This is a genomic window from Acidovorax sp. M14 (genome assembly GCF_049331375.1).
Classification (GTDB): domain Bacteria; phylum Pseudomonadota; class Gammaproteobacteria; order Burkholderiales; family Burkholderiaceae_C; genus Acidovorax.
In genome coordinates, this window is the sequence record NZ_CP186263.1 from 393,344 (window position 1) to 420,151 (window position 26,808).

The 26,808-nt window shown below is 64.2% G+C and carries 29 protein-coding genes; 16 read left to right on the top strand and 13 right to left on the bottom strand.

Features of this window, described 5'->3' with window-relative positions:
- The first annotated feature begins 1 nt into the window (after position 1).
- From ACOYR4_RS01895 to ptsP, 4 genes are all read left to right on the top strand, one after another.
- Positions 2-1,264, top strand: a complete 1,263-nt coding sequence (locus tag ACOYR4_RS01895; protein ID WP_422849615.1) for an MFS transporter — start codon at positions 2-4, stop codon at positions 1,262-1,264.
- A gap of 85 nt (positions 1,265-1,349) precedes the next feature.
- Positions 1,350-1,802: a PTS sugar transporter subunit IIA gene (locus tag ACOYR4_RS01900; RefSeq protein WP_015012200.1), complete on the top strand. Its 453-nt coding sequence runs from the start codon at positions 1,350-1,352 to the stop codon at positions 1,800-1,802.
- Complete coding sequence (locus ACOYR4_RS01905) at positions 1,771-2,040, top strand: HPr family phosphocarrier protein (RefSeq protein WP_056058887.1); 270 nt, start codon at positions 1,771-1,773, stop codon at positions 2,038-2,040. The genes ACOYR4_RS01900 and ACOYR4_RS01905 overlap by 32 nt, the downstream gene beginning before the upstream one ends.
- 53 nt (positions 2,041-2,093) lie before the next feature.
- A complete protein-coding gene (gene ptsP / locus ACOYR4_RS01910) occupies positions 2,094-3,863 on the top strand; it encodes a phosphoenolpyruvate--protein phosphotransferase (protein WP_110961978.1) in 1,770 nt (589 codons plus the stop codon).
- 114 nt (positions 3,864-3,977) lie between these two features.
- Here the strand turns inward: ptsP and ACOYR4_RS01915 are convergent, their stop codons facing one another.
- The 5 genes from ACOYR4_RS01915 to ACOYR4_RS01935 form a co-directional block, all read right to left on the bottom strand.
- Positions 3,978-4,811: a DMT family transporter gene (locus ACOYR4_RS01915; protein ID WP_422848454.1), complete on the bottom strand. Its 834-nt coding sequence runs from the start codon at positions 4,809-4,811 to the stop codon at positions 3,978-3,980.
- A gap of 103 nt (positions 4,812-4,914) precedes the next feature.
- Positions 4,915-5,628, bottom strand: coding sequence for an AraC family transcriptional regulator (locus ACOYR4_RS01920; RefSeq protein ID WP_422848455.1), 714 nt, complete (start codon positions 5,626-5,628; stop codon positions 4,915-4,917).
- Between the two features lie 29 nt (positions 5,629-5,657).
- On the bottom strand, positions 5,658-6,638 hold the full coding sequence (lipA, locus tag ACOYR4_RS01925; protein WP_209816481.1) for a lipoyl synthase: 981 nt from the start codon (positions 6,636-6,638) through the stop codon (positions 5,658-5,660).
- 15 nt (positions 6,639-6,653) lie between these two features.
- A complete protein-coding gene (lipB, locus tag ACOYR4_RS01930; protein WP_422848456.1) occupies positions 6,654-7,349 on the bottom strand; it encodes a lipoyl(octanoyl) transferase LipB in 696 nt (231 codons plus the stop codon).
- Positions 7,350-7,372: 23 nt separating this feature from the next.
- Entirely contained in the window at positions 7,373-7,690 is a 318-nt protein-coding gene (locus tag ACOYR4_RS01935; RefSeq protein ID WP_422848457.1) for a YbeD family protein, read from the bottom strand.
- Between the two features lie 298 nt (positions 7,691-7,988).
- On the opposite strand from ACOYR4_RS01935, the gene ACOYR4_RS01940 reads away from it, so the two are divergent.
- The 9 genes from ACOYR4_RS01940 to ACOYR4_RS01980 all read left to right on the top strand — a co-directional run bounded on the left by ACOYR4_RS01940 (position 7,989) and on the right by ACOYR4_RS01980 (position 15,156).
- A complete protein-coding gene (locus ACOYR4_RS01940; RefSeq protein WP_209816478.1) occupies positions 7,989-8,462 on the top strand; it encodes an ATP synthase subunit I in 474 nt (157 codons plus the stop codon).
- 19 nt (positions 8,463-8,481) lie between these two features.
- Positions 8,482-9,360 carry a F0F1 ATP synthase subunit A gene (gene atpB, locus ACOYR4_RS01945; protein ID WP_015012209.1) on the top strand — a complete coding sequence of 293 codons (879 nt, stop codon included), beginning with the start codon at positions 8,482-8,484 and terminating at the stop codon, positions 9,358-9,360.
- Between the two features lie 55 nt (positions 9,361-9,415).
- The gene (atpE, locus tag ACOYR4_RS01950) at positions 9,416-9,685 is read left to right on the top strand and encodes a F0F1 ATP synthase subunit C (RefSeq protein WP_015012210.1); all 270 of its coding nucleotides are present in this window, start codon (positions 9,416-9,418) and stop codon (positions 9,683-9,685) included.
- A 34-nt stretch (positions 9,686-9,719) separates the two neighbouring features.
- Complete coding sequence (locus tag ACOYR4_RS01955) at positions 9,720-10,190, top strand: F0F1 ATP synthase subunit B (protein ID WP_015012211.1); 471 nt, start codon at positions 9,720-9,722, stop codon at positions 10,188-10,190.
- A 10-nt stretch (positions 10,191-10,200) separates the two neighbouring features.
- The gene (locus tag ACOYR4_RS01960) at positions 10,201-10,743 is read left to right on the top strand and encodes a F0F1 ATP synthase subunit delta (RefSeq protein ID WP_015012212.1); all 543 of its coding nucleotides are present in this window, start codon (positions 10,201-10,203) and stop codon (positions 10,741-10,743) included.
- 42 nt (positions 10,744-10,785) lie between these two features.
- Positions 10,786-12,339, top strand: coding sequence for a F0F1 ATP synthase subunit alpha (atpA, locus tag ACOYR4_RS01965; protein ID WP_060987364.1), 1,554 nt, complete (start codon positions 10,786-10,788; stop codon positions 12,337-12,339).
- An 18-nt stretch (positions 12,340-12,357) separates the two neighbouring features.
- Entirely contained in the window at positions 12,358-13,224 is an 867-nt protein-coding gene (gene atpG, locus ACOYR4_RS01970; RefSeq protein ID WP_056058853.1) for a F0F1 ATP synthase subunit gamma, read from the top strand.
- Positions 13,225-13,257: 33 nt separating this feature from the next.
- Positions 13,258-14,664 carry a F0F1 ATP synthase subunit beta gene (atpD, locus tag ACOYR4_RS01975; protein WP_015012215.1) on the top strand — a complete coding sequence of 469 codons (1,407 nt, stop codon included), beginning with the start codon at positions 13,258-13,260 and terminating at the stop codon, positions 14,662-14,664.
- A gap of 75 nt (positions 14,665-14,739) precedes the next feature.
- On the top strand, positions 14,740-15,156 hold the full coding sequence (locus tag ACOYR4_RS01980; RefSeq protein ID WP_015012216.1) for a F0F1 ATP synthase subunit epsilon: 417 nt from the start codon (positions 14,740-14,742) through the stop codon (positions 15,154-15,156).
- A 301-nt stretch (positions 15,157-15,457) separates the two neighbouring features.
- On the opposite strand, the gene ACOYR4_RS01985 is transcribed toward ACOYR4_RS01980, so the two are convergent.
- The 5 genes from ACOYR4_RS01985 to ACOYR4_RS02005 all read right to left on the bottom strand — a co-directional run bounded on the left by ACOYR4_RS01985 (position 15,458) and on the right by ACOYR4_RS02005 (position 18,760).
- The gene (locus ACOYR4_RS01985) at positions 15,458-15,754 is read right to left on the bottom strand and encodes a hypothetical protein (protein ID WP_015012217.1); all 297 of its coding nucleotides are present in this window, start codon (positions 15,752-15,754) and stop codon (positions 15,458-15,460) included.
- A 91-nt stretch (positions 15,755-15,845) separates the two neighbouring features.
- The gene (locus ACOYR4_RS01990; protein ID WP_015012218.1) at positions 15,846-16,133 is read right to left on the bottom strand and encodes a hypothetical protein; all 288 of its coding nucleotides are present in this window, start codon (positions 16,131-16,133) and stop codon (positions 15,846-15,848) included.
- A 520-nt stretch (positions 16,134-16,653) separates the two neighbouring features.
- The gene (locus ACOYR4_RS01995; protein ID WP_422848458.1) at positions 16,654-17,196 is read right to left on the bottom strand and encodes a TPM domain-containing protein; all 543 of its coding nucleotides are present in this window, start codon (positions 17,194-17,196) and stop codon (positions 16,654-16,656) included.
- Positions 17,196-18,116, bottom strand: coding sequence for a TPM domain-containing protein (locus ACOYR4_RS02000; RefSeq protein WP_422848459.1), 921 nt, complete (start codon positions 18,114-18,116; stop codon positions 17,196-17,198). Before ACOYR4_RS02000 ends, ACOYR4_RS01995 begins: the two co-directional genes overlap by 1 nt.
- Before the next feature lie 32 nt (positions 18,117-18,148).
- Positions 18,149-18,760 (bottom strand): LemA family protein, encoded by a 612-nt coding sequence (locus ACOYR4_RS02005; RefSeq protein ID WP_209816474.1) that lies wholly within the window; start codon positions 18,758-18,760, stop codon positions 18,149-18,151.
- Positions 18,761-18,976: 216 nt separating this feature from the next.
- Here ACOYR4_RS02005 and ACOYR4_RS02010 point away from each other — a divergent pair, with 216 nt between their 5' ends.
- The 3 genes from ACOYR4_RS02010 to ACOYR4_RS02020 all read left to right on the top strand — a co-directional run bounded on the left by ACOYR4_RS02010 (position 18,977) and on the right by ACOYR4_RS02020 (position 21,051).
- Positions 18,977-19,429 (top strand): YybH family protein, encoded by a 453-nt coding sequence (locus tag ACOYR4_RS02010; protein ID WP_015012222.1) that lies wholly within the window; start codon positions 18,977-18,979, stop codon positions 19,427-19,429.
- A gap of 67 nt (positions 19,430-19,496) precedes the next feature.
- Complete coding sequence (locus ACOYR4_RS02015) at positions 19,497-20,510, top strand: YheT family hydrolase (protein ID WP_422848460.1); 1,014 nt, start codon at positions 19,497-19,499, stop codon at positions 20,508-20,510.
- A complete protein-coding gene (locus tag ACOYR4_RS02020) occupies positions 20,503-21,051 on the top strand; it encodes a DUF2946 family protein (RefSeq protein ID WP_422848461.1) in 549 nt (182 codons plus the stop codon). The genes ACOYR4_RS02015 and ACOYR4_RS02020 overlap by 8 nt, the downstream gene beginning before the upstream one ends.
- Positions 21,052-21,202: 151 nt before the next feature.
- Here ACOYR4_RS02020 and ACOYR4_RS02025 read toward each other — a convergent pair whose 3' ends face one another.
- The 3 genes from ACOYR4_RS02025 to ACOYR4_RS02035 form a co-directional block, all read right to left on the bottom strand.
- Positions 21,203-22,063 carry a c-type cytochrome gene (locus ACOYR4_RS02025; protein ID WP_015012225.1) on the bottom strand — a complete coding sequence of 287 codons (861 nt, stop codon included), beginning with the start codon at positions 22,061-22,063 and terminating at the stop codon, positions 21,203-21,205.
- 154 nt (positions 22,064-22,217) lie between these two features.
- A complete protein-coding gene (locus tag ACOYR4_RS02030) occupies positions 22,218-23,651 on the bottom strand; it encodes an efflux transporter outer membrane subunit (protein WP_422848462.1) in 1,434 nt (477 codons plus the stop codon).
- Positions 23,644-26,799, bottom strand: a complete 3,156-nt coding sequence (locus ACOYR4_RS02035) for an efflux RND transporter permease subunit (RefSeq protein ID WP_422848463.1) — start codon at positions 26,797-26,799, stop codon at positions 23,644-23,646. The genes ACOYR4_RS02030 and ACOYR4_RS02035 overlap by 8 nt, the downstream gene beginning before the upstream one ends.
- Positions 26,800-26,808 lie beyond the last annotated feature (9 nt).

Sequence of the window (26,808 nt, forward strand, 5' to 3'; positions counted from 1 at the left end):
GATGAGCGGCAGCGGCGGCGTATTGCCACGGCGGGCGGCCGTCATCGTCTTTCTGGCATTTGCCTTTGCCTACTTTCTGTCGGCGCTGGTGCGTGCCGTCACGGCCACCCTGGCGCCCACGCTGGCCCAGGAGTTCTCGCTGCACGCGCGGGATCTCGGGCTGCTGGCGGGGGGCTACTTTCTGGGCTTTTCGGCCACGCAGCTCCCGCTGGGCACCTGGCTGGACCGCCATGGGCCCAAGAAGGTCGCGCTGGGCTTCCTGGGCGTGGCCGTGGTGGGCAGCCTGGTGTTTTCGGCGGCCACCGGGTTTTCGGGGCTGCTCGCCGGCCGCGTGTTGTGCGGCGCGGGCGTCAGTGCCTGCCTGATGGCGCCGCTCACCGGCTACCGCCGGTGGCTGGAGCCGGTGGCGCAGATGCGGGCGAATTCGTGGATGTTGATGACGGGCTCGCTCGGCATGGTGGCCTCCACGCTGCCGGTGCAATGGGCCTTGCCGCTGGTGGGCTGGCGCCCGCTGTTCTGGGGGCTGGCGGTATTGATCGCGCTGTCGATGGTCGTGATTGCCCTGTGGGTGCCGGGGTGGGGCCCGGCGGGGCAGGCGAAGACCGAGTCCGGCGCTGCAGAGGCCGTGCCCCAGGGCTATGGCGTGGTGTGGCGGCACCCCTATTTCCAGCGCCTCGCGCCGCTGGGGTTCTTCTGCTATGGCGGCATGGTGGCCATGCAGACGCTGTGGGCCGGGCCGTGGATGCAGCGTGTGGCGGGCTACACCGCGCTGGAGTCGGCCACAGGCCTGTTCTGGATCAACGTTTCGATGCTGTGCACCTTCTGGACCTGGGGCATGGTCAACCCCTGGCTGCTGCGCAAGGGGTTTGGGGCCGACCGACTGATGGCCATGGGGCTGCCGCTGTGTTCGGTCGTACTGCTGGGCATCATCCTGGCCGGGCCCCAGGCCGGGGGAGGCGCCTGGGCGCTGTTCTGCGTGTCATGCACCTTCGTGTCTTTGTCGCAGCCCGCCGTGGCCATGGCGTTTCCGCAGGCGCTGGCAGGGCGCGCACTGTCGGCCTACAACCTCGTGATTTTTGTGGGCGTGTTTGTGGTGCAGTGGGGCATCGGGCTGGCGGTGGACGCGTTTGCCGCCGCGGGGCTGGCCACCGTGCCCGCGTTCCAGGCGGCCATGGCGGTGTACCTGGCATGCAACGCCGGCGCCTACGCGTGGTTCCTGCTTCGGGGGCGGCGCCATAATGTGCTGACAACCCCCACACCATGAACACTTGCGCAACCATCGATGCAACCACCGGCCGCCTCTGCATGACTGGCCCGTCGTTGATCTCCGCGTGGCGTGAGTCGTGACCATGAGCCCCACCAGCATCCTCATCATTGCCCACGCCCCGCTGGCCCATGCGCTGCGCGAATGTGCGCTGCACGTGTTTGCCGACTGCGGCAGCAGCGTGGCTGCGCTCGATGTGCAGCCCAACCAACCCCCCGAAGAATCGCTGGCCCAGGCGCGCATCATGCTGGACCAGCTGGGCACCGACACCACCCTGGTGCTGACCGATGTGTTCGGCGCCACACCCTGCAACGTGGCGCAGCGCCTGGTCGATGGCGTGCGCTCGCGCCTGGTGACGGGCGTCAATTTGCCCATGCTGCTGCGCGCCGTGAGCTACCGGGCCGAGCCGCTCGATTCCGTGGTGAGCCGTGCCGTGGTGGGGGGCACCCAAGGGGTGATGCAGGTGGCCATTTCCGCGCCGCAGAACCAGAACCGCCGTAACCGACATGATCAAGACCCGTACGACCATCAGCAATAAACTGGGCCTGCATGCCCGCGCGTCGGCCAAGCTCACCAAGCTGGCCGGCAGCTTTCCGTGTGACGTTTTCATGAGCAAGGGAGAGCGCCGCATCAACGCCAAGAGCATCATGGGCGTGATGATGCTGGCCGCCGGGCTCGGCTCCGAAGTAGAGCTTGAAACCAATGGCGACCGCGAGCAAGAGGCGATGGACGCCCTGCTGGCGCTCATTGCCGACAAGTTTGGCGAGGGTGAATAAGCCTGCCCATCTCGCCTGTGCCCTGACCCCGCCGAACCTTTGATCACACCACCATGACCTTCTCCGTCCACGGCCTCGCAGTTGCACGCGGCATTGCCATTGGCCGGGCCGTGCTGGTGGCGTCCAGCCGGGTGGATGTGGCGCATTACTTTGTCGAACCCTCCCAGGTCGAAGGTGAGATCGAGCGCGTGCGCCAGGGCCGCAATGCGGTGGTCGAGGAGCTGCAGCGCCTGCAGACCGACATGCCCGCCGACGCGCCGCACGAGCTGACCGCGCTGCTGGACGTGCATCTGATGCTGCTGCAGGACGAGGCCCTCACCGGCGGCGTCAAGCACTGGATCACCGAGCGCCTGTACAACGCCGAGTGGGCGCTCACCACCCAGCTTGAAGTCATTGCGCGCCAGTTCGACGAGATGGAGGACGAGTACCTGCGCGAACGCAAGGCCGACCTGGAGCAGGTGGTCGAACGCATCCTGCGCCACATGAAGGGCGTGGCCAGCCCCGTGGCGCCACCGGCCAGCAGCCCGCGCCGGCACAAGCAACTGGGCCTGCAGCAGGACCTGCTGTTGGACGACACGGTGGACGTGCCCCTGGTGCTGGTGGCGCACGACCTCTCACCCGCCGACATGCTGCAGTTCAAGCAAAGCGTGTTCGCCGGGTTTGTGACCGACGTGGGCGGCAAGACCAGCCACACGGCCATCGTCGCGCGCAGCATGGACATCCCTGCCGTGGTGGGTGCGCGCGCCGCCAGCCAGCTGGTGCGGCAGGACGACTGGGTCATCATCGACGGCGATGCGGGCGTGGTCATCGTCGATCCCTCGCCCATCATCCTGGCCGAATACGGCTTTCGCCAGCGCCAGGTCGAGCTGGAGCGCGAGCGGCTGGCGCGCCTGCGCCACACCCCCGCCATCACCATCGACGGCCACAAGATCGAGCTGCTGGCCAACATCGAACAGCCCGGCGACGCCGCCGCTGCCGTGCGCGCGGGCGCCGTCGGTGTGGGCCTGTTCCGCAGCGAATTTCTGTTCATGGGCAAAAGCGGCAACCTGCCCGGCGAGGACGAGCAGTACCGCGCCTACTGCGAGGCCATCGACGGCATGCAGGGCCTGCCGGTCACCATCCGCACCATCGACGTGGGCGCCGACAAGCCGCTCGATAACAAGGCCCACAAGGACAACTACCTCAACCCCGCGCTGGGCCTGCGCGCCATCCGCTGGAGCCTGGCCGATCCGGCCATGTTCCGCACCCAGCTGCGCGCCGTGCTGCGCGCCGCGGCGCATGGCAAGGTCAACCTGCTGTTCCCCATGCTCGCGCACACGCACGAGATCCAGCAGACGCTCGCTCAGGTCGATCTGGCGCGGGGTGAGCTAGACGCGCGTGGCGAGCCCTACGGCCCGGTGCAGCTGGGCGCCATGATCGAGGTGCCTGCGGCTGCGCTGATGGTGCGCACCTTCCTCAAATACTTCGACTTCTTGTCCATCGGCACCAACGACCTGATCCAGTACACGCTGGCCATCGACCGCGCTGATGAGGCCGTGGCGCACCTGTACGACCCGCTGCACCCCGCCGTGCTGCGCCTGGTGGGCGACGTGATCGCCGAGGGCGAGCGCCAGGGCAAGAGTGTGTGTGTGTGCGGTGAGACGGCGGGCGATGTGACCATGACGCGCCTGCTGCTGGGACTGGGCCTGCGCAGCTTCTCTATGCACCCGGCGCAGATCCTGGCCGTCAAGCAAGAGGTGCTGCGCGCCGACACGCGCAAGCTCGCCCCCTGGGCCCAGCAGGTGCTGGACGGCGACGAGCCCGCCGTGCTGCTCAAAGGCTGACGCCCTGGGACGCAGTGGCTACTTCCAAATTGATAGCTGCTAGGGCATATTCCACTAGCGCTATCGACCTATTTGCCTATTTTTTACTGCCGCAGGTGCGTTGATCCTTTACCGTCAACGCGCCCGCATTCCCATCACCGCTGCGCTGATGATCATGGCGGTGGCCAGTGCAATGCTCCAGGTGAAGGTGCGGCCGCTCACCAAAATCAGCAGCGCCGTGGAGGCCAGCGGCGTGATGTAGCTCAGGATGCCGATGTGCCGTGCGTCCCCCAGCTTGAGCGCCTTGTCCCACATAAAGAACGACGCTCCCAGCGGCCCCAGACCCAGCACCGCCAGCAGCCCCCAGTCGCGCGGCTGTAGCGCCACGGAAGGTTCCAGCACACCATGGCACAGCAGCGACAGCACGCCAGACACCAGTCCGAAGAGGCCAATGGCCGTGGTGGGAAACGCCGCCACACGCTTGGTCATGAGCGAATAGGTGGCCCAGATGAAGGCGGCGGCCAGCGCGGGCAGGTAGCCCCAGGCCAGCGTGCCGCTCAACTCGCGTCCGCCTGCAATGGCGATGGCCGCGCCCCCAAACCCCAGCAGCGCCGCCAGTACATGCGGCAGTCGCAGTGCCACGCCCGGCAGCACCACGGGTGACAGCACCACGATGAACAGCGGCCACAGGTAGTTGACGAGGTTCGCCTCCACCGGCGGCGCGTGGCGCAGCGCGATGAACAGCAGAAAGTGGTACGCAAACAGACCATACACGCCCAAGGCCAGCGTGCGCAGCGGAATGCGCCACTGCGACGGATCACGCAGCACAAAGGGCCATGCGGGCACGCTGCCGATGATGAGCGCAATGCCCGTGAGCAGGAAGGGCGGAATGTGGGTGAGGGACACACCCAGCGAGGCGAGAGAAGCCCATAGCGCAATGGCGCCCAGGGCATAGAGGTTGGCTTGCATGGCGCCGAGCTTACGCGCGCCTGCTGTAGTGAATCGTCGCGCAACACCGGTGTGTCGTCGCGCGCCGAGGTTTTTGAAGGGTGCTGCCTGCCGTCGCTAGCCCTTAGGCGTTGTGCTCGGCCCGGCGCAAGGCTGCAGTGAGGGCTGAAGGCGAGCGGTATCCCGTGCGCTGAGCCACTTCAGCCACCGCCATGCCCGTGCTGCGTAGCACCCGGGCCTGCGCCAGGCGCAAGCCGCGCAGCCAGGCCATGGCGCCCATACCGTGGTCGTCCCGGCAGCGGGCGGCAAACTGGCTGGGGCTCAGGTGCACCTGCGCAGCCAGGTCGGCCACGGTCAGTTCACGGTGCCACTGCTGGGCGGCCCACTGCTGCAGAGCGGCCCAGTCGATGGTGCGTCCGCGCGTGGGGCCGGGCGCGGATGCGCCGGGGCGGGCGCTGGTGAGCCAGGCTTCCAGAAGCAGGGCGGGACCATGGGCTTGTGCCAGCGGGCGGCCTTGCTGCAAAGCACTGGCCAGGTAATGGGCCAGGGGCAAAGCGTCTGCCGGCGGCGTGGTCGCACGGCGCGGGCTGGCGCACTGCGCCCAGTCGACATGTGCGCTGTCGAGCACCAGGCACACGCTGCCACGGGTGGATTCAAAGTCGTGCCGGTCGCCCGGGGCGATCACGCAGCCGCCACCGGGCGCCACGCGCACGCTACGGCCCGCCACCTCCAGGTCCAGCGCTCCGGAGAGTCCCAGCAGAATCTGGAAATGGCCATGGCTGTGGCTGCCCGGCGAGGCGCCGTAGTGTCGCAACGAGAGCAGACCATTCGGGCCCATGGGCGGCCTTGAGAGGTGTGCGTTGGGGCTTACACGCCAGCCGCGTGCGCCTGCTGGTCCGCGTGGTAGCTGGAGCGCACCATGGCGCCCACGGCTGCGTGGCTGAAGCCCATCTTGTAGGCCTCTTCCTCGAACATCTTAAAGGTGTCGGGGTGCACGTAGCGGCGCACGGGCAGGTGGCTGTTGCTGGGGGCCAGGTATTGGCCAATTGTGAGCATGTCGATGTTGTGCTCGCGCATGTCGCGCATCACTTGCAGGATCTCTTCGTCCGTCTCGCCCAGGCCCACCATGATGCCGCTCTTGGTGGGCACATTGGGGTGCAGCGCCTTGAACTTTTTCAGCAGGTTCAGGCTGAACTGGTAGTCCGAGCCGGGGCGCGCTTCCTTGTACAGGCGGGGCGCGGTTTCCAGGTTGTGGTTCATCACATCCGGGGGCGCAGCCTTGAGGATTTCGAGCGCGCGGTCATCGCGGCCACGGAAGTCGGGCACCAGGATTTCGATCTGCGTTTGGGGCGACAGCTCGCGGATGTTCTGGATGCATTCCACAAAGTGGCCGCTGCCGCCGTCGCGCAGGTCGTCGCGGTCCACGCTGGTGATCACCACGTACTTGAGCTTGAGCGCGGCGATGGTCTTGGCCAGGTTCAGTGGCTCGTCCTTGTCCAGCGGGTCGGGGCGGCCATGGCCCACGTCGCAGAACGGGCAGCGGCGCGTGCACTTGTCGCCCATGATCATGAAGGTGGCTGTGCCCTTGCCAAAGCATTCGCCGATGTTGGGGCACGAGGCTTCTTCGCACACCGTGTGGAGCTTGTGCTCGCGCAGGATTTCCTTGATCTCGTAGAAGCGGGTGGTGGGGCTGCCGGCCTTTACGCGGATCCACTCGGGCTTTTTGAGCACTTCGCCTTGCTCCACCTTGATCGGAATACGCGACAGCTTGGCCGCAGCCTTTTGCTTGGCCAGCGGGTTGTAGGCTTCAGTGGATTGCGCTTCGCGGACGACTTCAGGGGTGCTCATGGCTGTAGGCAGAGTTCAGGGCGCCAACCGGATGCTGAGCTGCTGGCCCAGCACCTGCGCGGCTTCTTCCCAGGTGGTGTGGACCCCGATTGTAGAAAGGTCCACTGTTTTCAATCCTGCGTAACCGCAAGGGTTGATGCGGTCGTAAGGCTCCAGGTCCATGTCCACGTTAAGTGCCACGCCGTGGTAGGTGCAGTGGCGGCTGACCTTGATGCCCAGCGCCGCAATCTTGCCCAGGCCTTCGAAGTCGGGCGTGGGTGCCTCGGCGCCCGTGCGTTTTTGGGGGCGTTGGGGCAGCATGGCGTGGCTGTGCGGGTCATCCAGACGCACGTAAATGCCGGGTGCACCGGCAACCCGGTGGCCTGTGATGCCGAAGTGCGCCAGCGTGCGGATCACGGCCTCTTCGACACGGTAGACGTATTCCTTGACGAAATAGCCCGCGCGTTGCAGATCGATCAGCGGGTAGGCCACCACCTGACCGGGGCCGTGGAAGGTCACCTGTCCGCCCCGGTTGGTGGCGATGACGGGGATCTCGCCCGGGTCTAGCACATGGTCGCTTTTGCCTGCAATGCCCTGGGTGTAAAGCGGTGGATGCTCACAAATCCAGAGCGTGTCAGCGTCTGTCGGCGTCCGTGTGGCTGTGTAGTCCTGCATGGCCTGCACGGTACTGGCGTAGTCCACGCGGCCGAGCAGGCGGATATCGATCGTCATGGCGCAATCTGCAGAGACGGCGGTTACAGCACCACTTTCACCATCGGGTGCGAGGACAGCGCACGGTACAGGTCGTCCAGCTGCTCGCGGCTGGTCGCCGTGATGGTGATGGTTACTCCGAGGTAATTGCCCGCGCGGCTGTCGCGCAGTTCAATGGTGGCGGCGTCGAAGGTTGGGTCGAACCGGCGCGCCACTTCGGTCACGGCATGCACGAAGCCGTCCACCTTGGCGCCCATGACCTTGATCGGGAACTTGGAGGGGTATTCGATCAGCGAGTCTTTGCGTGGATCGGCGGCCTGGGGATCAAGGCCGTTGGCGGGCGGCGGATTGGAGGATGTCATGGTGAGTGGCGGTGAGTGGCGGTGAGTGGGGTGCTGCGGTTTCGATAGCTGGCGACGCACTGTCATTGTGCGCCACAGGCGCGTTAGGCTCTTTGCGCTGCCCTTTCGGCGTGCGCCAGATCGGTGCATGGCGAGGCTGTTTTGTGCGCGCCAGTGCCGTTGGCACGTCACCACAACGGGGCGGGCACACGCGCAACCCGCCGACGCGTTTGCGGGTTTTTGTCTGGTGCCATGGGTTTTTACTTATAATTAGAGGCTTTGTAAAAGTTGCGGTCTGTAACGCGGGCGTCATTCATCAATGAAAACAATCCCGCCAGAGACTGAAACTGAGGCTGAAGAATCTGACTTCAAGCCCCTGACGGCCCAAGAGGCGCAGCAGTGGCGCAGTCGCCATCCGCCCCTCTCGGTGTGGAAGGTGGTGGCAGGTCAGGCGCTGGTCGGAATGCTGGTGGCCCTGGTGGCCTGGGTTCTGACGGGCAGGGCGGTGGTGGGCTGGTCTGCAGCCTACGGCGCTCTGGCAGTGGTGGCTCCGGCTGCACTGTTTGCCCGCGGTGTGTTGCGCCACAAGGCGTCATCCAATCCGCGGGCTGCCATGGTGGGGTTCTTTGGTTGGGAAATCGCCAAGATCATGTTGACGGTGGCGCTGCTGGCGGCGGCACCTCGGCTGGTGCCGGGCTTGAGCTGGATTGCCTTGCTGGTTGGCATGGTGGTCGCAATGAAAACGTACTGGGTGGCACTGTTGGTGCGGCCTGGTGTCCGAAAAACCGATTGATAGAGAGAAGAGTTGTCCGATGGCCGCAGAAGCGCACGCTCCGACTGCAAGTGAATACATCGTTCACCACCTGCAGCATCTTCAAAACGTCAACCAGACCAAGATTGTTGATTTCACTGTCATCAACTACGACTCGATCATCGTCGGTTTGGTTCTGGGTGCGCTCACCCTTTTGATTCTGTGGTCAGCTGCCCGTAAGGCAACCTCGGGTGTGCCTGGTCGCTTCCAGGCTGCGGTCGAGATGCTGGTCGAGATGGTGGACAACCAGGCCAAGGCCAACATCCACAACGCCGAAAGCCGCAAGTTCATCGCTCCCTTGGGTCTGACGGTGTTCGTCTGGATTTTCTTGATGAACTTCATGGACATGCTGCCTGTGGACCTGCTGCCCGCCATCTGGGCCAAGATCTACGGCGCAGCAGGTCACGACCCGCACCACGCTTATCTGCGTGTTGTGCCCACAGCCGATCTTTCCACGACGCTGGGCCTCGCTTTCGCCATCCTGATCCTGCGCTTCTGGTACAGCGTCAAGATCAAGGGCGCTGGCGGCTGGGCGCACGAACTGGTGTCGGCTCCTTTTGGCACCAGCAAGAATCCTATCTTCGCCCTGATCCTGGGCGTGGTGAATCTGCTCATGCAGATCATTGAATATGTCGCCAACACCGTGTCCCATGGCATGCGGTTGTTCGGCAACATGTACGCTGGCGAACTGGTGTTCATGCTCATCGCCCTCATGGGTGGTGCTGCGGCCCTGTCGCTGTCGGGTGTGCTGCTGCCTGTGGGCCACGTCATCGCTGGCACCATCTGGACGCTGTTCCACATTTTGGTGATCTCGCTGCAAGCATTCATCTTCATGATGCTCGCGCTGATCTACCTTGGTCAGGCGCACAACGCGCACTAAGTTTCCCTTTCGTTTTTTCTTTCCTTAACTTTTCTTTTTTAACTCAGGAGTCATCATGGAAAACATTCTCGGTCTCGTCGCTCTGGCTTGTGGTCTGATCGTTGGTCTGGGCGCTATCGGCGCTTCCATCGGCATCGCCCTGATGGGTGGCAAGTTCCTCGAATCGTCGGCACGTCAGCCTGAGCTGATCAACGAACTGCAAACCAAGATGTTCATCTTGGCTGGTCTGATCGACGCTGCGTTCCTGATCGGTGTGGCTATCGCCCTGCTGTTCGCTTTCGCCAACCCCTTCGTTTCCACGCTCTTGGCCAACCTGCCCAAGTAATTCCCGTTCAACGCCACTTTAGAAAGGTGTTGCCGTGAGTATCAATGCGACCCTGTTCATTCAGGCCATCGTCTTCCTGATCCTCGTGTGGTTCACGATGAAATTCGTGTGGCCTCCGATCGCGAAGGCGTTGGATGAACGAGCCCAGAAAATCGCCGATGGCCTCGCAGCTGCCGACCGTGCCAAATCCGAACTGACCGCTGCCAATCAGCGCGTTGAAAAGGAACTGTCACAGGCGCGCAACGAAACGGCCTCGCGTCTTGCGGACGCCGACCGTCGTGCCCAGGCCATCATCGAAGAAGCCAAGGCCCGCGCCACAGAGGAAGGCAACAAGATTGTTGCTGCAGCCCGCGCCGAAGCCGAGCAGCAGACGGTCCAAGCCCGCGAAGCCCTGCGTGAGCAGGTGGCAGCGCTGGCCGTCAAGGGTGCCGAGCAGATTCTCCGCAAGGAAGTCAATGCTGGCGTCCATGCCGACCTGCTCAACCGCCTGAAGACCGAGCTGTAAGGGGACACACATGGCTGAACTCGCCACCATTGCCCGCCCTTACGCCGATGCCTTGTTCAAGGCTGCCACTGCGGGCGCGGGCGTCGATCTGGGCAGCACCGCTGCCTGGATGGACGAACTGGCGGCGATTGCCGCCAACCCCCAGCTGCGTCAGTTGGCGGACAACCCCAAGGTGACGGCAGACCAAGTGTTCGCCGTATTCACCGGGGTCGCCCGCTCGGCCCTGCCGGATATGGCCAAAAATTTCCTGCGCACAGTCATAGACAACGGACGCATTGATGCGCTCCCGGAAGTGGCTGCGCAGTTTCGTGCCCTCGTGAATCGTCGCAACGGATCCTCGGATGCCGTCGTGTACAGCGCATTTCCGATGGACAGTGCTGCACTGTCCGAGGTCAGCGCAGCGCTGGAAAAGCGCTTCGGCCGCAAGCTCAATCTCGCTGTACAGCTGGATGAGTCCCTGATCGGTGGTATTCGCGTAGTGGTGGGTGACGAGGTGCTGGACACTTCGGTCAAGGCCCGTCTTGAACAAATGAAAGCGGCCCTCGTTGCGTAACGCGCGACGAGGACAGCGAACCAAAGAAAGAAGGAAAGAGTCATGCAACTCAATCCCGCAGAAATTTCTGAACTCATCAAGAGCCGCATCGAAGGTCTGGCCGCCAGCAGCGATATCCGCAACCAGGGTACCGTGGTGTCCGTGTCTGACGGTATCGTGCGCGTTCATGGCCTGTCGGACGTGATGCAGGGCGAAATGCTCGAGTTCCCCGCGACCAAGGACGGCCAGCCTTCCTACGGTCTGGCGCTGAACCTCGAGCGCGACTCCGTCGGCGCCGTGATTCTGGGCGAGTACGAGCACATCTCCGAAGGCGACACCGTCAAGTGCACGGGCCGTATTCTGGAAGTGCCCGTGGGCCCCGAACTGGTCGGCCGCGTGGTGAACGCCCTGGGTCAGCCGATCGACGGCAAGGGCCCTATCAACGCCAAGCTCACCGACGTGATCGAAAAGGTCGCTCCCGGTGTGATCGCCCGTAAGTCTGTGGACCAGCCTCTGCAGACCGGCCTGAAATCCATCGACTCGATGGTGCCCGTGGGCCGTGGTCAGCGCGAGCTGATCATCGGTGACCGCCAGACCGGCAAGACCGCCGTGGCCATCGACGCCATCATCGCCCAGAAGGGCCAGGGCGTGACCTGTATCTACGTCGCCATCGGTCAGAAGGCATCGTCGATCAAGAACGTCGTGCGCGCTCTGGAACAAGCCGGCGCCATGGAGTACACGATTGTGGTGGCCGCATCGGCGTCCGAATCGGCTGCCATGCAGTACGTGTCGGCCTACTCGGGTTGCACGATGGGCGAATACTTCCGCGACCGCGGCCAAGACGCCCTGATCGTGTACGACGACCTGTCCAAGCAAGCTGTGGCCTACCGCCAAGTGTCGCTGCTGTTGCGTCGCCCACCAGGCCGCGAAGCCTATCCTGGCGACGTGTTCTATCTGCACAGCCGTCTGCTCGAACGCGCTGCCCGCGTGAACGCCGACTACGTCGAAGCCTTCACCAAGGGTGAAGTCAAGGGCAAGACCGGTTCGCTGACCGCACTGCCGATCATCGAAACGCAAGCTGGCGACGTGTCCGCTTTCGTGCCTACCAACGTGATCTCGATCACCGACGGCCAGATCTTCCTGGAAACCAGCCTGTTCAACGCCGGTATCCGTCCCGCCATCAACGCCGGTATCTCGGTGTCGCGCGTGGGTGGTGCCGCCCAGACCAAGCTGGTGAAGAACCTGTCCGGTGGTATCCGTACCGACCTGGCCCAGTACCGTGAACTGGCTGCGTTCGCGCAGTTCGCTTCCGATCTGGACGAAGCCACCCGCAAGCAGCTGGACCGCGGTGCCCGCGTGACCGAACTGCTGAAGCAGGCACAGTACAGCCCGTTGTCCATCTCGCTGATGGCCGCCACGCTGTTCGCTGTGAACAAGGGCTTCATGGACGACATCGATGTCAAGAAGGTGCTCGACTTCGAACACGGCCTGCACCAGTTCCTGAAGACCAGCCACGCCGCTTTGCTGGCCAAGCTGGAACAGGCCAAGGCCATGGACAAGGATGCAGAAGCCGAATTGACCGCAGCGATCGCCGCGTTCAAGAAGTCGTTCGCTTAAACCGGACGAGGAGCCATCATGGCAGCAGGCAAGGAAATACGCGGCAAGATCAAATCGGTGGAAAACACCAAGAAGATCACCAAAGCCATGGAAATGGTGGCCGCATCCAAAATGCGCAAGGCGCAGGACCGGATGCGGGCTGCCCGCCCATACAGCGAGAAGATCCGCAACATTGCAGCCAACCTCGGCAAGGCCAACCCGGAGTACGTGCACCCGTTCATGAAAGTGAACGATGCCAAGACCGCCGGTGTGATCGTCATTACCACGGACAAGGGCCTGTGCGGCGGCATGAACACCAACGTGTTGCGTGCCGTGACGACCAAGCTGCGTGAACTGCAGGGTGCTGGCGTCTCGACCGAAGCCGTGGCGATTGGCAACAAGGGCCTGGGTTTCCTGAACCGTGTGGGCGCCAAGGTGGTTTCGCACGTGACGGGCCTGGGCGACACCCCCCACCTGGACAAGCTGATTGGCCCGGTGAAGGTGCTGCTCGATGCATACGCAGAGGGCAAGATCAACGCGGTGTACCTGAGCTACACCAAGTTCATCAACACCATGAAGCAGGAATCGGTGGTGGAGCAGCTGCTCCCCCTGTCCTCCGAGCAGATGCAGGCTGAGAAGACGGAACACGGCTGGGACTACATCTATGAGCCCGATGCGCAAAGCGTCATCGACGAGCTGCTGGTCCGTTATGTCGAGTCCCTGATTTACCAGGCGGTTGCGGAAAACATGGCGTCCGAGCAGTCGGCACGCATGGTGGCCATGAAGGCCGCCACCGACAACGCCGGCAGCGTCATTGGCGAGTTGAAGCTGGTCTACAACAAGACGCGCCAGGCAGCGATCACGAAAGAACTTTCGGAAATCGTGGCTGGCGCCGCTGCTGTGTAAGCAGCTCAACAAACTACTTTATTGGAGCGAAAAATGGCTCAAGTGCAAGGCAAGATTGTTCAATGTATCGGCGCCGTGGTGGACGTTGAGTTCCCACGCGACCAGATGCCCAAGGTTTACGACGCCCTGAAGCTGGAAGGCTCTGCCCTGACGCTGGAAGTGCAGCAGCAGCTGGGTGACGGCGTGGTGCGTACCATCGCCCTGGGTTCCTCCGACGGCCTGCGCCGCGGCATCATGGTGACCAACACCGGCAACCCCATCACCGTGCCCGTGGGCAAGGCGACGCTGGGCCGCATCATGGACGTGCTGGGCAACCCCATCGACGAACGTGGTCCCGTGGGCCAGGAGCTGACGGCTTCGATCCACCGCAAGGCACCTGCGTACGACGAACTGTCGCCCTCGCAAGAACTGCTGGAGACCGGCATCAAGGTGATTGACCTGGTGTGCCCGTTCGCCAAGGGCGGTAAGGTGGGTCTGTTCGGTGGCGCCGGTGTGGGCAAGACCGTGAACATGATGGAACTCATCAACAACATCGCCAAGGCCCACTCGGGTTTGTCGGTGTTCGCTGGTGTGGGCGAGCGTACCCGCGAAGGGAACGACTTCTATCACGAAATGGCCGATTCCGGCGTGGTGAATCTGGAGAACCTGGGCGAGTCCAAAGTGGCCATGGTGTACGGCCAGATGAACGAGCCTCCAGGCAACCGTCTGCGCGTGGCCCTGACCGGTCTGACCATCGCGGAATCTTTCCGTGACGAAGGCCGTGACGTGCTGTTCTTCGTGGACAACATCTACCGCTACACGCTGGCCGGTACTGAAGTGTCCGCTCTGCTGGGCCGTATGCCTTCCGCCGTGGGCTACCAGCCTACCCTGGCCGAAGAAATGGGCCGCCTGCAAGAGCGTATTACGTCCACCAAGGTCGGTTCGATCACCTCCATCCAGGCCGTGTACGTGCCAGCCGATGACTTGACCGACCCCTCGCCAGCCACGACGTTCGCCCACTTGGACTCCACCGTGGTGCTTTCGCGTGACATCGCCTCGCTGGGTATCTACCCCGCTGTGGACCCGCTGGACTCCACCAGCCGCCAGCTGGACCCGAACGTGGTGGGCGAAGACCACTACACCACGGCCCGCGCCGTGCAGGGTACGCTGCAGCGCTACAAGGAACTGCGCGACATCATCGCCATTCTGGGCATGGACGAACTGGCTCCTGAAGACAAGCTGGCTGTGGCCCGCGCTCGCAAAATCCAGCGTTTCCTGTCGCAGCCTTTCCACGTGGCCGAAGTGTTCACGGGCTCCCCAGGCAAGTACGTTCCCCTGGCCGAAACCATCCGTGGTTTCAAGATGATCGTGAACGGCGAATGCGATCACCTGCCAGAGCAAGCGTTCTACATGGTGGGCACCATTGACGAAGCCTTCGAAAAGGCCAAGAAGGTGGCCTGATGAGCCGTCGGCCGGGCAGCCCGTGGCGACCCGGCCTTCTGCAATCAAGCAACCCACCTTTTCCTAGGAGCAATGATGAACACCATCCACGTTGATGTGGTCAGTGCCGAAGAGTCCATCTTCTCCGGTGAAGCGCGCTTTGTCGCTCTGCCCGGCGAAGCTGGCGAGTTGGGCATCTACCCCCGCCACACCCCGCTGATCACCCGCATCAAGCCGGGCTCGGTGCGCATCGAAATGGCTGACGGTGGCGAAGAGTTCGTTTTCGTGGCCGGTGGCATTCTGGAAGTGCAACCCAACTGCGTGACCGTGTTGTCGGACACCGCCATCCGTGGCAAGGATCTGGACGACGAGAAGGCCAACGCGGCCAAGTCTGCAGCCGAAGAAGCGCTCAAGAACGCCAAGAGCGACATCGATCTGGCCAAGGCCCAGTCCGAGCTGGCCGTCATGGCTGCCCAGATTGCGGCACTGCGCAAGTTCCGCCAGAAGAAGTAAGCTTTCGCGAGCACTCTGGTGCGGCACAAAAAACCCGGCATTGCCGGGTTTTTTATTCCTGTCGCGGTGACAACGCTCCAGACGTACACAGCCATACTCCTATAAGCGGAGGCGCAGTATTGCCTATCGACGGCGTAGCAACTCGCCAGTAATGGCCTCTGCGAAGCTGGTCACTTGATCCCCGCTCCAAAACGCTTACGCACAAACAAAAAGGCCGGGGCCCCTCATAGGGCCCCGGCCTTTTGCATTTGCACAGCTCTTTCACAAAGCCCCTATGCCGTACGCACGGGGCCTGTGGCAATTACATCGCGTTGCCGATTTCGCCCGAAGAGATCTGGCCGGTGCGCAGGGCTTCAGCAGCCTGGGCACGCACAGCAGCGCGGTCAGCGGTGGACTTGTAAGTCACCACACGCGAGCCAGCAGGCTCTTGGCTGCGGGTTTGTGCCACGGTAGCGGCTTCAGCAGCCACTTCAGCACGGGTGCGGTTGGTTTCGAACTTGGTAGCGAACTGCGAAGCATCGGCTTCATCAGCGTGGGCACCAAAAGCGGCGAAAGCGGCAACAGCAGCAACGGACAGGAAACGGACAGACTTGTTCATGGTGAACTCCGGAAAATTTAAAAAAGAGGGACTTGGGTACTCTGAGAGATACGGTGCAACCAGAGCGGCAGATTCAGCCGCCCCTGGTCAATCAGCCGCGCTCACCCGAAGAAATCTGGCCGGTACGCACAGCTTCAGCAGCCTGGGCACGCACGGCAGCGCGGTCAGCCGTGGACTTGTAAGTCACCACACGCGAACCAGCGGGTTCGATCGAGCGGGTCTGGGCCACGGTAGCGGCTTCGGCTTGCACTTCAGCGCGGGTACGGTTGGTTTCGAACTTGGTGGCGAATTGCGAAGCATCGGCTTCGTCAGCCTGGGCACCAAAAGAAGCGAAAGCAGCGACAGCGGCGATGGAGAGGAAACGTGCGGTGTTGTTCATGATGGAAATCCTTGAAGTTAAAGAAGCGGCTCAAAAAACCGGAACAAAGCGCCAAAAACAAAGAAAGCTGCCTGGGACCGGGTTCGGTGAGTCGCCTTGCGGGTTCGGCTCATCGATGGGATGAACTGTACGCCGGTGGGGTGCAGAGAAAAACCACCGGGTCGCGAACTAACTGTTCCAGTATTGGAAACAATGGAGGGAATGTATGAGAGCGCCCGAGGACTTAGGGCCTCACAAGGTGTCGGAACCGCTAGGATTTCATGGAAAACCCGGGTGCAAATTCAGGACGACCAGGGCCTGGATAAGTCCAGCGTTCCGACCATACGGAGGCGGTGCAAGACCATAGAGTCGGTGCCCCGCATGACCTCCGACAAGAGGGCTACTGGGGTACGTGGGGCTGGGGGTTAGGAGGGCTGCGAACGCCAATGGCCTCGCCTGCAAGATGCCCCGTCATCGTGGCCTTTAGTGTGCCGGCATGCGCCGCTCGTACGCTGTTGGGGCCGACGCCCGTCAAGCAGCGTCAGCGCACGATCGGTGCGTCCGACAGCTCGTTGGGGGAGGGGGAATCCGCCGCGCGTGGAAAGTGCTGAATCAGCAGGGCGCCCGCAGCGCTCACCGCCCGCGACAGGCCTTCCTCGTAATGCCCTTGCCGAAATTGGGCTGACATCTGCGCCGCCATCTGCTGCCACACCTCCGGAGGGACATGGCGCGCCAAGCCCCGGTCGGCAACGATCTCAAACGCATGCTCTGGCATCAGCAGGTAGATCAGCACGCCGTTGTTGTGTTCGGTGTCCCACACGCGGTGCTTGCTAAACAGCATCAATGCGCGTTCCCGCGTTCGGGCGTGTCGGCGCAGGTAGCTCCAGGGCAGGCCCGCCTCGGCCACGATGCGGATCTGCCCGGTGTGTTGCAACTCGTTGGCCGCCACCTGCGCGCCCAGGCGCTGCAGCGCGGGTGCCGGGATGGCGGAGCGGCCAAAGGCGTCATGCCAGCGGTGGTGCACCAGCCGCCAGAGGGCTCGCCACAGCGTGTGCGCAGGTCGTTCGCTGTTCTCAACACCCATCACCAATCCCCCGAGGCGCCGCCGCCGCCAAAATCGCCCCCGCCGCCCGAACTGAAACCGCCGCTGTCACTGCTGCTGCTGAATCCGCCCGAACTGCCACTGCTCCAGCCTCCGGAGCCTCCACCGCCATGCCCCAGGCTGATGGGGCCGCTGCTACCGCCAAAAAACCAGGTGTAGAGCAGCGCGATCACGCCCGCGCCCACCGACAGCAGCAGGCTGGAGGTGAACAAAAACGCCAGGGCCCCCACGCCACCGCCCACCGCCAGGCCGCCCAGCGCAGCCCCCAGCAGGCTGCGTGCCAGCGGGCCGGCCACCATGACGCCAAAGAACAGGAAGATGGCGAAGTCCGTCCAGTCGAACAGGCCGTGACTGCTGCCTCCAGCGGTGGGGGAGGGTGTCTCGGCCGGGGCGGGAAGGGCTTCGCCAGCGATGCGCGCGCCGATCTGCGTGATCGCTGCACCGAGGCCTCCCGCAAAGTCGCCTTGCTGAAAGCGGGGCTTCATCGCGCCGTCGATGATGCGTGCTGCTGCGATGTCGGGGATGGCGCCTTCCAGCGATTTGGAGACCTCAATGCGCATCTTGCGGTCGTTCTTGGCGACCACCACCAGCACACCGTCCCCCACGTTGCGGCGCCCGATCTTCCACTGGTTGCCGACGCGGTTGGCATAGGCGGCGATGTCTTCCGGTGCCGTGGTGGGCACCATCAGCACCACGACTTGCGAGCCGCGCGATTCTTCGAGCGCAACCAGCTGGCCCTCCAGCGCCTGAATGTCATTGACGCTGAGCGTGCCTGTCTGATCCATGACGTGGCCGGTCAGCGGGGGCACCGCCAGCGGCTGCGATTGGGCCCAGCCAAAGACAGGCCATGAAGCTATCAAAAATATAGCTATCAGGGCATGTCGAATGGGCGCTAGCAGCATTTTTGGCTCACATCAGGCCATGTAAGGAGTGTTCAGGGCTTGGCCTTGGATGCGGAGAAGTCCACCGTGGGCGGCACGGCAATCTGGGCCTCGTTGGCCACGGTAAAGCTGGGCTTGGGCGCGTAGCTGAAGGCCATGGCCGTGAGGTTGGTGGGGAAGCTGCGGGCCAGCACGTTGTACTCCTGCACGGTCTGGATGTAGCGGTTGCGGGCCACGGTGATGCGGTTCTCGGTGCCTTCCAGCGTCACCCGCAGGTCACGAAAGCCCTGGTTGGCCTGCAGGGTGGGGTAGCGCTCGGACACGACCATCAGGCGCGACAAAGCGCTGGACAACTCGCCCTGGGCCTGCTGGAACTTGCTGAAAGCCTCGGGGTTGTTCAGGGTTTCGGGCGTGACCTGGACGGCCGTCGCTTTGGCACGGGCCTCGACCACCTTGGTCAGTGTTTCTTGCTCAAAGTTGGCCTCGCCCTTGACGGTGGCGACGATGTTGGGCACCAGGTCGGCACGGCGCTGGTACTGGTTGAGCACTTCGCTCCACGCGGCCTTGGACTGCTCGTCCAGGCGCTGGAAGTCGTTGTAACCGCAGCCGCTCAGTGTGAGTGTGGCAGCGAGCAGGGTGAGGAGGGCAAGTAGACGTTGGATCATCATGATGGTGGAGTCCGCCGATGGAGAAATGGGATGACTGTGCCAGAAACCGCGATGCGCAAGACAGCAAAATTTGTGGAGGATCTGTCGCAGTGGGGGCACCTCCAGAGCGCGTACAAAATCGGTACGCAGCAAGGCATTGCACCGCCGCCGCACAATAGCAGCCTCGCGTTGCACCTGTCACGCCATTCCAACCCACTTACCCCCTGAATCCACATGCCCCGCGCCCGATCAAAAGCAGCCACTCTGGGTGGCTCTTCGGATGAAACCGAATCCGCGTTCTATGAGGCGCTGCAGCGCGGTGACATCGATCTGCTGATGTCGTGCTGGGCAGACGACGACGAGATCGTCTGCGTGCATCCGGGGGGGCCGCGCCTGCTGGGGCCTGCGGCCATCCGTGCCGCGTTCGAGGCCATGTTCTCGCATGGCACCGTGCGTGCTCGGCCAGCGCAGGTGCACCGCGTGGTGGCACTGTCGAGTGCCGTGCACAGCGTGGTCGAGCAGGTCGAGGTGATGCTGCCCGACGGCCTGCACCAGGCCGTGGTCATGGCCACCAACGTGTACCACAAGACTCCCGAAGGCTGGCGCTTGGTGGCCCACCACGCCAGCCCGGGCGTGGCGCCCGATGCCCAGGTGGATGTGCTGGCGCAGCGCCCCGTTCTGCATTGAGAGGCCCCTGTGTGAGGATTTTGGGCCCCATTGGCCGTATGCGCCGACAACATATGCCCTGGCAGCTATGAAATACATAGCGCCTCGCTGGCTCCCGGGTGGCCAGTTGCAAACGATCTGGCCTGCGCTGTACGCGCGCCGGGTGTTCGGCCCGCGTCCTGAGTACCGCCGTGAGCGCTGGGACACCCCCGACGGCGATTTCGTCGATGTGGACTTTCTGCAGGACGGAGTGGCGGCTGACGCTCCCCGGCCGCTGCTGGTGGTGTTCCACGGGCTGGAAGGCTCTTCGCGCAGCCATTACTGCGAAGCCTTTGCCGACCTGGCCCGTGAGCGCGGCTGGGCCTGCGCGCTGCCGCACTTCCGTGGGTGCAGTGGCGAGATCAACCGCGCCCCGCGTGCCTACCACTCGGGCGACTACGCCGAGATCGGCTGGATGCTGGAGCAACTGCGCGCGCGCCACCAGGGGCCGCTGATGGCGGTGGGGGTGTCACTGGGCGGCAATGCCCTGCTGCGCTGGGCCGCCGAAGTGGGCACTGACGCTGCGCGCAGCGCAGATGCGGTGGCGGCCGTGTGCTCGCCCATCGACCTGGCAGCGGGCGGCCATGCCATTGGGCGTGGCTTCAACCGGCTGGTGTACACGCGCATGTTCATGCGCACTCTGGTGCCCAAGGCACTGCAGAAGCTGGCCCAGCACCCGGGGCTGTTTGACCGGCAGGCGCTGCTGGCCGCGCGGGATCTGTACGCGTTCGACAACGTGTTTACAGCGCCGGTCCACGGGTTTCGCAACACCGAGGACTACTGGCTGCGCGCGTCGGCCAAGCCGCTGCTGCACCGCATCCGCATCCCGGCCCTGGTGGTGAACGCGCGCAACGACCCCTTTGTGCCCGCTGGCAGCCTGCCGGGCGTGCGCGAGGTAGGGCGCCATGTGACGCTCTGGCAGCCGGCGCACGGCGGCCATGTGGGGTTCCCGCGTGGGTTGCCACCCGGGCATGTGCGCGCCATGCCCGACGCGGTGGGAGGGTGGCTGGCCGAGCACAGTGGGGCGCTGGCGCAGCACGGCGCACAATCCGCCCATGGATGACATCGTCAAACAGGCACTGGCCAAATGGCCCAACGTGCCTGACTGCTATGGCTGGCTGGGCCTGGATGCGCGCGGCCACTGGTATCTGCGCGACGACGCCGTGCAGGCGGCGGGCGCATTTCCGCACAGCAAAGGCACGCTGCTGCAGCACGATAAGTTGCTGGCTTTCATCGCGCGCAATTACGAGCATGACGACCAGGGGCAGTGGTTCTTTCAGAACGGCCCCCAGCGCGTGTATGTGGAACTGGAGGCCACGCCCTGGGTCTGGCGCCTGCAGCCGCAGGACCTGAGCGTCGTCAGCCACACCGGTCGGGAGGCGTTGGTGCGCCGCTGCCTGCTGGACGAACTGGGCCGTGTGTACCTGGAGACAGACCTGGGCCTCGGGCTGGTCCACACGCTGGACGTGGCACTGGCTGCAGAGGCGGTGACCGATGGGCGCTGGACGCCCGAGGACGTGCAGGCGAAGGACCTGCCGGCGCGCTACGGGTATGTCTGCAGCCCGGGTGCCAGGTCGCAAGCCGGGGCGTCGCAGCCGAACTGAAGCTCCGCCCCCACCGCCCTTCGCCGGGAGCTGCAGGCACTGACTGCTGCCCATCGCTGCGCGAGATAGGCTCTAAAACGACAAAGCCGGTCGCAAGGACCGGCTTTGGGTTTGGGTTTCTACCCCGCCTGGGCGGGATAAAAGGGCTGCATTACTTGGCGGCGGCTGCCATGAACTCCACAGCGGCGCGCAGATCAGCGTCAGAGGCTTGTGTACCACCACGGGGAGGCATGGCGCCCTTGCCCTTGGCGACACTGGTGTACAGCGCATCGATGCCTGCGGGCAGGCGAGCGGCCCAAGCGGCCTTGTCACCAAACTTGGGAGCACCGGCCACACCGGCAGCGTGGCACACCTGGCACGCCTGCTTGTACAGAGCCTCGCCAGCGCCTGCTGCGGCGGCTGCAGGTGCGGCAGCTACCGCTACAGCGGGCGCAGCCGCTGCAGGGGCTGCGGCAGGTGCTGGTGCAGGAGCGGCCGCGGGGGCTGCGTCTGCCTGGGCGGCAGGGGCCGCAGCGGCGGGAGCAGCAGGTTCGGCAAACTTGGCGCCACCGGCGTTGGCCATGTAGGCCACGGCGCGTGCGATTTCGGTGTCGTTGAAGTCGCCGCCGCCTTGGGGGGCCATGGCGCCCTTGCCCTTCAGGGCGGACTGCACCAGGGCTTCAAACCCGGTGCCAATGCGCGCAGCCCAGGCAGCTGCGTCGCCAAACTTGGGGGCACCTGCAGCACCGGAGGCATGGCAGGCCGAGCACTGGGCCTTGAAGACTTCTTCGCCGCTCTTGAGGGGGCGGTTGGCGTCGCGCACTTCGACCATGCCGATCTTCTGGATGCGTTCGGCGATGGCCTTTTCGGGGTTGACGGCACCGGCAGCGGGCTTGTCCGCCGACGTCACATACAGGACCAAGCCAATGATGGCAAAGATCGGAACTACAAACGAGAAAAGTACCGCGACCAGCAACTGCTTGGGGTTCTTGATCGGGCCGGTATGGGCTTCTTCGTGGTGGTTGTCGCTCATGTCGTCCTCAGGTGTATCGGGGGCTTCGGTGTAATCAACCTTAAATTATATCTGCGGGGATGGTTATTCCGATCCCCGCTTGATGCAGACAACCACGGGTTTGCCCCAGCGCGCGCAGCGCCCCGGGGGGCTGCGCACGCTTCAGCCCTGGGCTTCAGGAGGGGGCCTGGGCGCTGGTGTCGGGGGCTCCGCCCCCCAGCGCCTTGTACAGCGACACCTGGTTTTGCAGTTGCGCCAGCCGGACTTGCACCACGGCCTGCTGGGCCGTGAACAGCGAGCGTTGTGCGTCCAGCAAGTCCAGATAACTGGCCACGCCGTTGCGGTAGCGCAGGTCGGCCAGTTGCAGGCGCGCGGCTTCTGCCTGAGCCTGCTGTTGCTGGGCCTGGGCCTGTTCGCCCAGGGTGGCTTGCCCGGCCAGCGCGTCCGAGACTTCGCGGAACGCGGTCTGGATGGCTTTTTCGTACTGCGCCACGGCAATCTCCCGGCCGACCCGGGCGCTGTCCAGATTGGCCTGGTTGCGGCCCGCGTCAAAAATGGGCAGCAGCAGGGAGGGCGCGATGGTGAAGCCCCAGGAGCCGTTCTTGAACAGGCCGGACAGCTCGCCGCTGGCGGTGCCTGCCTGCGCTGTCAGGGAGATGCGCGGGAAAAACGCCGCCCGCGCCGCGCCAATGTTGGCGTTGGCTCCGATGAGCTGCTGCTCCGCCTGGCGGATGTCCGGCCGGCGGGTGAGCAGCTCTGACGGCACGCCAGCAGGCAGCGGTGCCATCGCAGGTGCGTCGGCCAGCTTGCCACCGGCCAGACTGGCGCGCACGTCCTGCGGCAGTGCCTGACCGAGGAGCAGGACCAGTGCGTTTTCGTCGAGCGCGCGCTGGCGCTGCTGTTGCGCCAGCGTGGCGCGGGCCGCCTGGGTGAGCGACTCGGCCTGGCGGAAGTCGAGCTCGGAGGCCACACCCGCGTCCAGGCGCATCCTGGTCAGGCGCACCGACTCCTCGCGCGATGCGAGGGTCTGGCGTGACAGGTCCAGCAGCTCCTCGTCGGCCAGCAGTGTCAGCCAGCCATTGGCCACTGCCGCCACCAGGCTCACCTGTGCGGCGCTGCGGCCTTCTTCCGTGGCAAGGTACTGGGCGAGCGCTTGTTCCTTGAGGCTGGCAATGCGGCCAAAGAAGTCGATTTCCCATGCGGATACGGCCAGACCCACGCTGAATGAGTTGGTCAGGTTGCCCGTGCCCGTGGCAGGGGCCCGGCTGGCATTGGCGGCCAGTCCAACGCCCGGGTACAGGTCGGCCCGGCGCACCTGGTAGGTGGCCCGAGCTTGCTCGATGTTGAGCATGGCCACCCGCAGGTCGCGGTTGTTGGCCAGCGCAATGTCGATGAGCTGTTGCAGGCGCGGCTCGGCAAAGTAGTTCTGCCAGGGCACGGTGGCTCCCGACTGCGCAGCTGCGCTGTCGGTTGTTGCCACCCCGCCGGCGTAGGTGGGCGGGACGGGGGGTTGCGGGCGCTCGTAAGTGGGGATGAACGAGCAGCCCGCCAGCAGCGCCGCCGCTGCGGCCGCTGCCAGTGCCATGGGGGTACGGCGGTGTTTAGTCATGGGTTCCAACTCCTGCTTCTTCTGCATGGCGGCGGTTCATCTCCTGCTGGCGCGCGCTGCCTTTGAACAGGCTGCGCACCACCACAAAGAACACTGGCACAAAGAACACGGCCAGTGCGGTGCCTGTGACCATGCCACCCAGCACGCCGGTGCCGATGGCCCGCTGGCTGGCAGAGCCCGCACCCGATGCGACGACCAGTGGCAGAACACCCAGGCCGAATGCCATCGAGGTCATCACGATGGGGCGGAACCGCAGGTGCGCAGCGGCCAGCGCCGACTCGATCACGCCCTTGCCTTGGGCCTGCAGGTCCTTGGCGAACTCGATGATCAGGATGGCGTTTTTCGCCGACAGGCCAATGATGGTGATCAGGCCCACCTGGAAGTACACGTCATTGGCATAGCCGCGCAGCAAGGTGGCCAGCAGCACGCCCAACACGCCCAGAGGCACCACCAAGATCACGGCCAACGGGATCGACCAGCTCTCGTACAGCGCGGCCAGGCACAGGAACACCGCCAGGATGGCAAAGCTGTACAGGATGAGCGACTGCGAGCCTGCGAGCTTTTCTTCGCGCGACTGGCCGGTCCATTCAAAGCCAAAGCCTTGGGGTAGTTGGCCTGCCAGCTTCTCCATCTCGGCCATAGCCGCCCCCGTGCTGTAGCCCGGGGCGGGCGAGCCGGAGATGCGCATGGCGGGGTAGCCGTTGTAGCGCACGGTTTGCTGCGCGCCGGTCACCCAGCGCGTCGTGGCGAACGCCGACAGCGGCACCGGTTTGCCCTGGTTGTTGGTGGCATTGATCTGCAGCAGATCGTCAGGCTGCATGCGCGCTGGCGCATCGGCTTGCACCACCACCCGCTGCAGGCGGCCCTGGTTGGGGAAGTCGTTCACATAACTGGAGCCCAGCGCTGTGGAGAGCGCAGAGTTGATGGCGTCGAAGGGCACGCCCAGCGCGTTGGCCTTGTCACGGTCAATGTCGATTTGCAGCTGAGGCGCATCTTCCAGACCATCAGGGCGCAACTGCGTCAGCACCTTGCTCTGCGATGCCATGCCCAGCAACTGGTTGCGTGCTTTCACCAAAGCTTCGTGCCCTGCGCCGCCCCGGTCTTGCAGGCGGAACGTGAAGCCGCTGGCGTTGCCCAGCTCAGGAATGGGTGGCGGGCTCAACGGGAAGATGAAAGCATCGCGAATGCCCATCAGCGCACCAAAGGCGCGGTTGGCCACGTCCTGTGCCGACTGGCCAGGGCCATGGCGTTCACTCCAGTCCTTGAGCGTCACAAACGCAAGGGCTGCGTTCTGCCCCTGGCCGGAGAAGCTGAAGCCCAGCACGCCCACCATGCTCTGCACTTCAGGCTGCTTCAGGATGAAGCCTTCGACCTGCTCCATCACGGCCAGCGTCCGCTCTTGCGTGGCGCCGGGTGGCAGCTGCACGTTGACGATGATGTTGCCCTGGTCCTCGCTGGGCAGGAACGATGTGGGCAGGCGCATGTAGACCACTGCCACGGCGCCGATGATGGCGGCGTAGATCACGAGGTAACGCGCAGCGCGACGGAGGATGCGCGCCACAAAACCTTCATAGCCCTTGGCGGTGCGCGAAAAGCCGCGATTGAACCAGCCAAAGAAGCCAGTTTTCTCGTGGTGGTGCCCGGCCTCGACGGGTTTGAGCAGCGTGGCGCACAGCGCTGGCGTGAGCGACAGCGCCATGAAGGCCGAGAAGCCAATGGAGGCCACCATCACCGCCGAGAACTGGCGGTAGATGTTGCCGGTGGAGCCTGCAAAAAAGGCCAGCGGCACGAACACCGAGATCAGCACCACCGTCACGCCGATGATGGCGCCCGAGATCTGGCGCATGGCCTTGCGGGTGGCCTCCAGTGGCGATAGGCCTTCCTCGCTCATGATGCGCTCGACGTTCTCCACCACCACGATGGCATCGTCCACCACGATACCGATCACCAGCACCATGCCGAACATCGTCAGCACGTTGATCGAGAAGCCCAGCGCGAGCAGCGTGGCGAACGTGCCCAGCAGCGCAATCGGCACCACGATGGTCGGGATGATGGTGTAGCGCCAGTTCTGCAGGAACAGGAACATCACCAGGAACACCAGCACCACAGCCTCGACCAGGGTCTCGGCCACCTGCTTGATGGAGATGTCCACGAAGCGCGAGCTGTCGTAAGGAATGCTCCAGCTCATGCCTTCGGGGAAGTAGCGCGACAGCTCATCCATCTTGGCGCGCACGTCCTTGGCTGCCTCCAGCGCATTGCCGCTGGGCGACAATTGAACGCCGATACCGACGGCGGGCTTGCCGTTCAGGCGCGCCGCAGTGGCGTAGGCCTGGCCGCCCAGTTCCACACGCGCCACATCCTTGATGCGCACGGTGGAGCCATCGGTGTTCGCACGCAGCACGATGTTGCCGAACTGCTCGACGCTGGACAGTTGCCCGTTGACCACCACAGTGGCGGCAATCCCCTGGCCCGCGACGTTGGGCAGGTCGCCAATGGTGCCGCTGGCCACCTGGGCGTTTTGGGCGCGAATGGCAGCGGTGATCTCGGCGGCTGACAGGTTGTAGCTCAGCATCTTGGCCGGGTCGATCCAGATCCGCATCGCCCGCTCGGTACCGAACAGCTGCGCCTGACCAATGCCCTTGAGGCGTTGCAGCTCGGGCACCACGTTGCGCGAGGCATAGTCGCCCAAGGCCACGGTGTCGGTGGCCGGGTTGGTGGACGACAGCATGGTGAACAGCAGGAAGTTGGAGCGCGATTTGTCCACGCGCACGCCCTGTTGCGTCACGGCAGACGGCAGGCGCGGCGAGGCGCGCGAGAGCCGGTTCTGCACGTCCACTTGTGCCAGGTCGGCATTGGTGCCGGGTTGGAAACTCAGCGTGATGCTGCCAGAACCATCGGCTTGGGCGACCGACTCCATGTAGATCAGCCCGGGAGAGCCGTTCATCTCGCGCTCGATCACGGACAGCACGCTGTCTTCGAGGGTCTGCGCTGACGCGCCGGGGTAGGCCGCGTTGATGACGATGGACGGTGGTGCCACCGGCGGGTACTGGGCAATAGGTAGCTGCGTGATGGCCACGCCGCCCATCACCATGATGAACAGCGCAATCACCCACGCAAAAATGGGGCGGTCAATGAAAAATTTGGCCATGCTGGATTG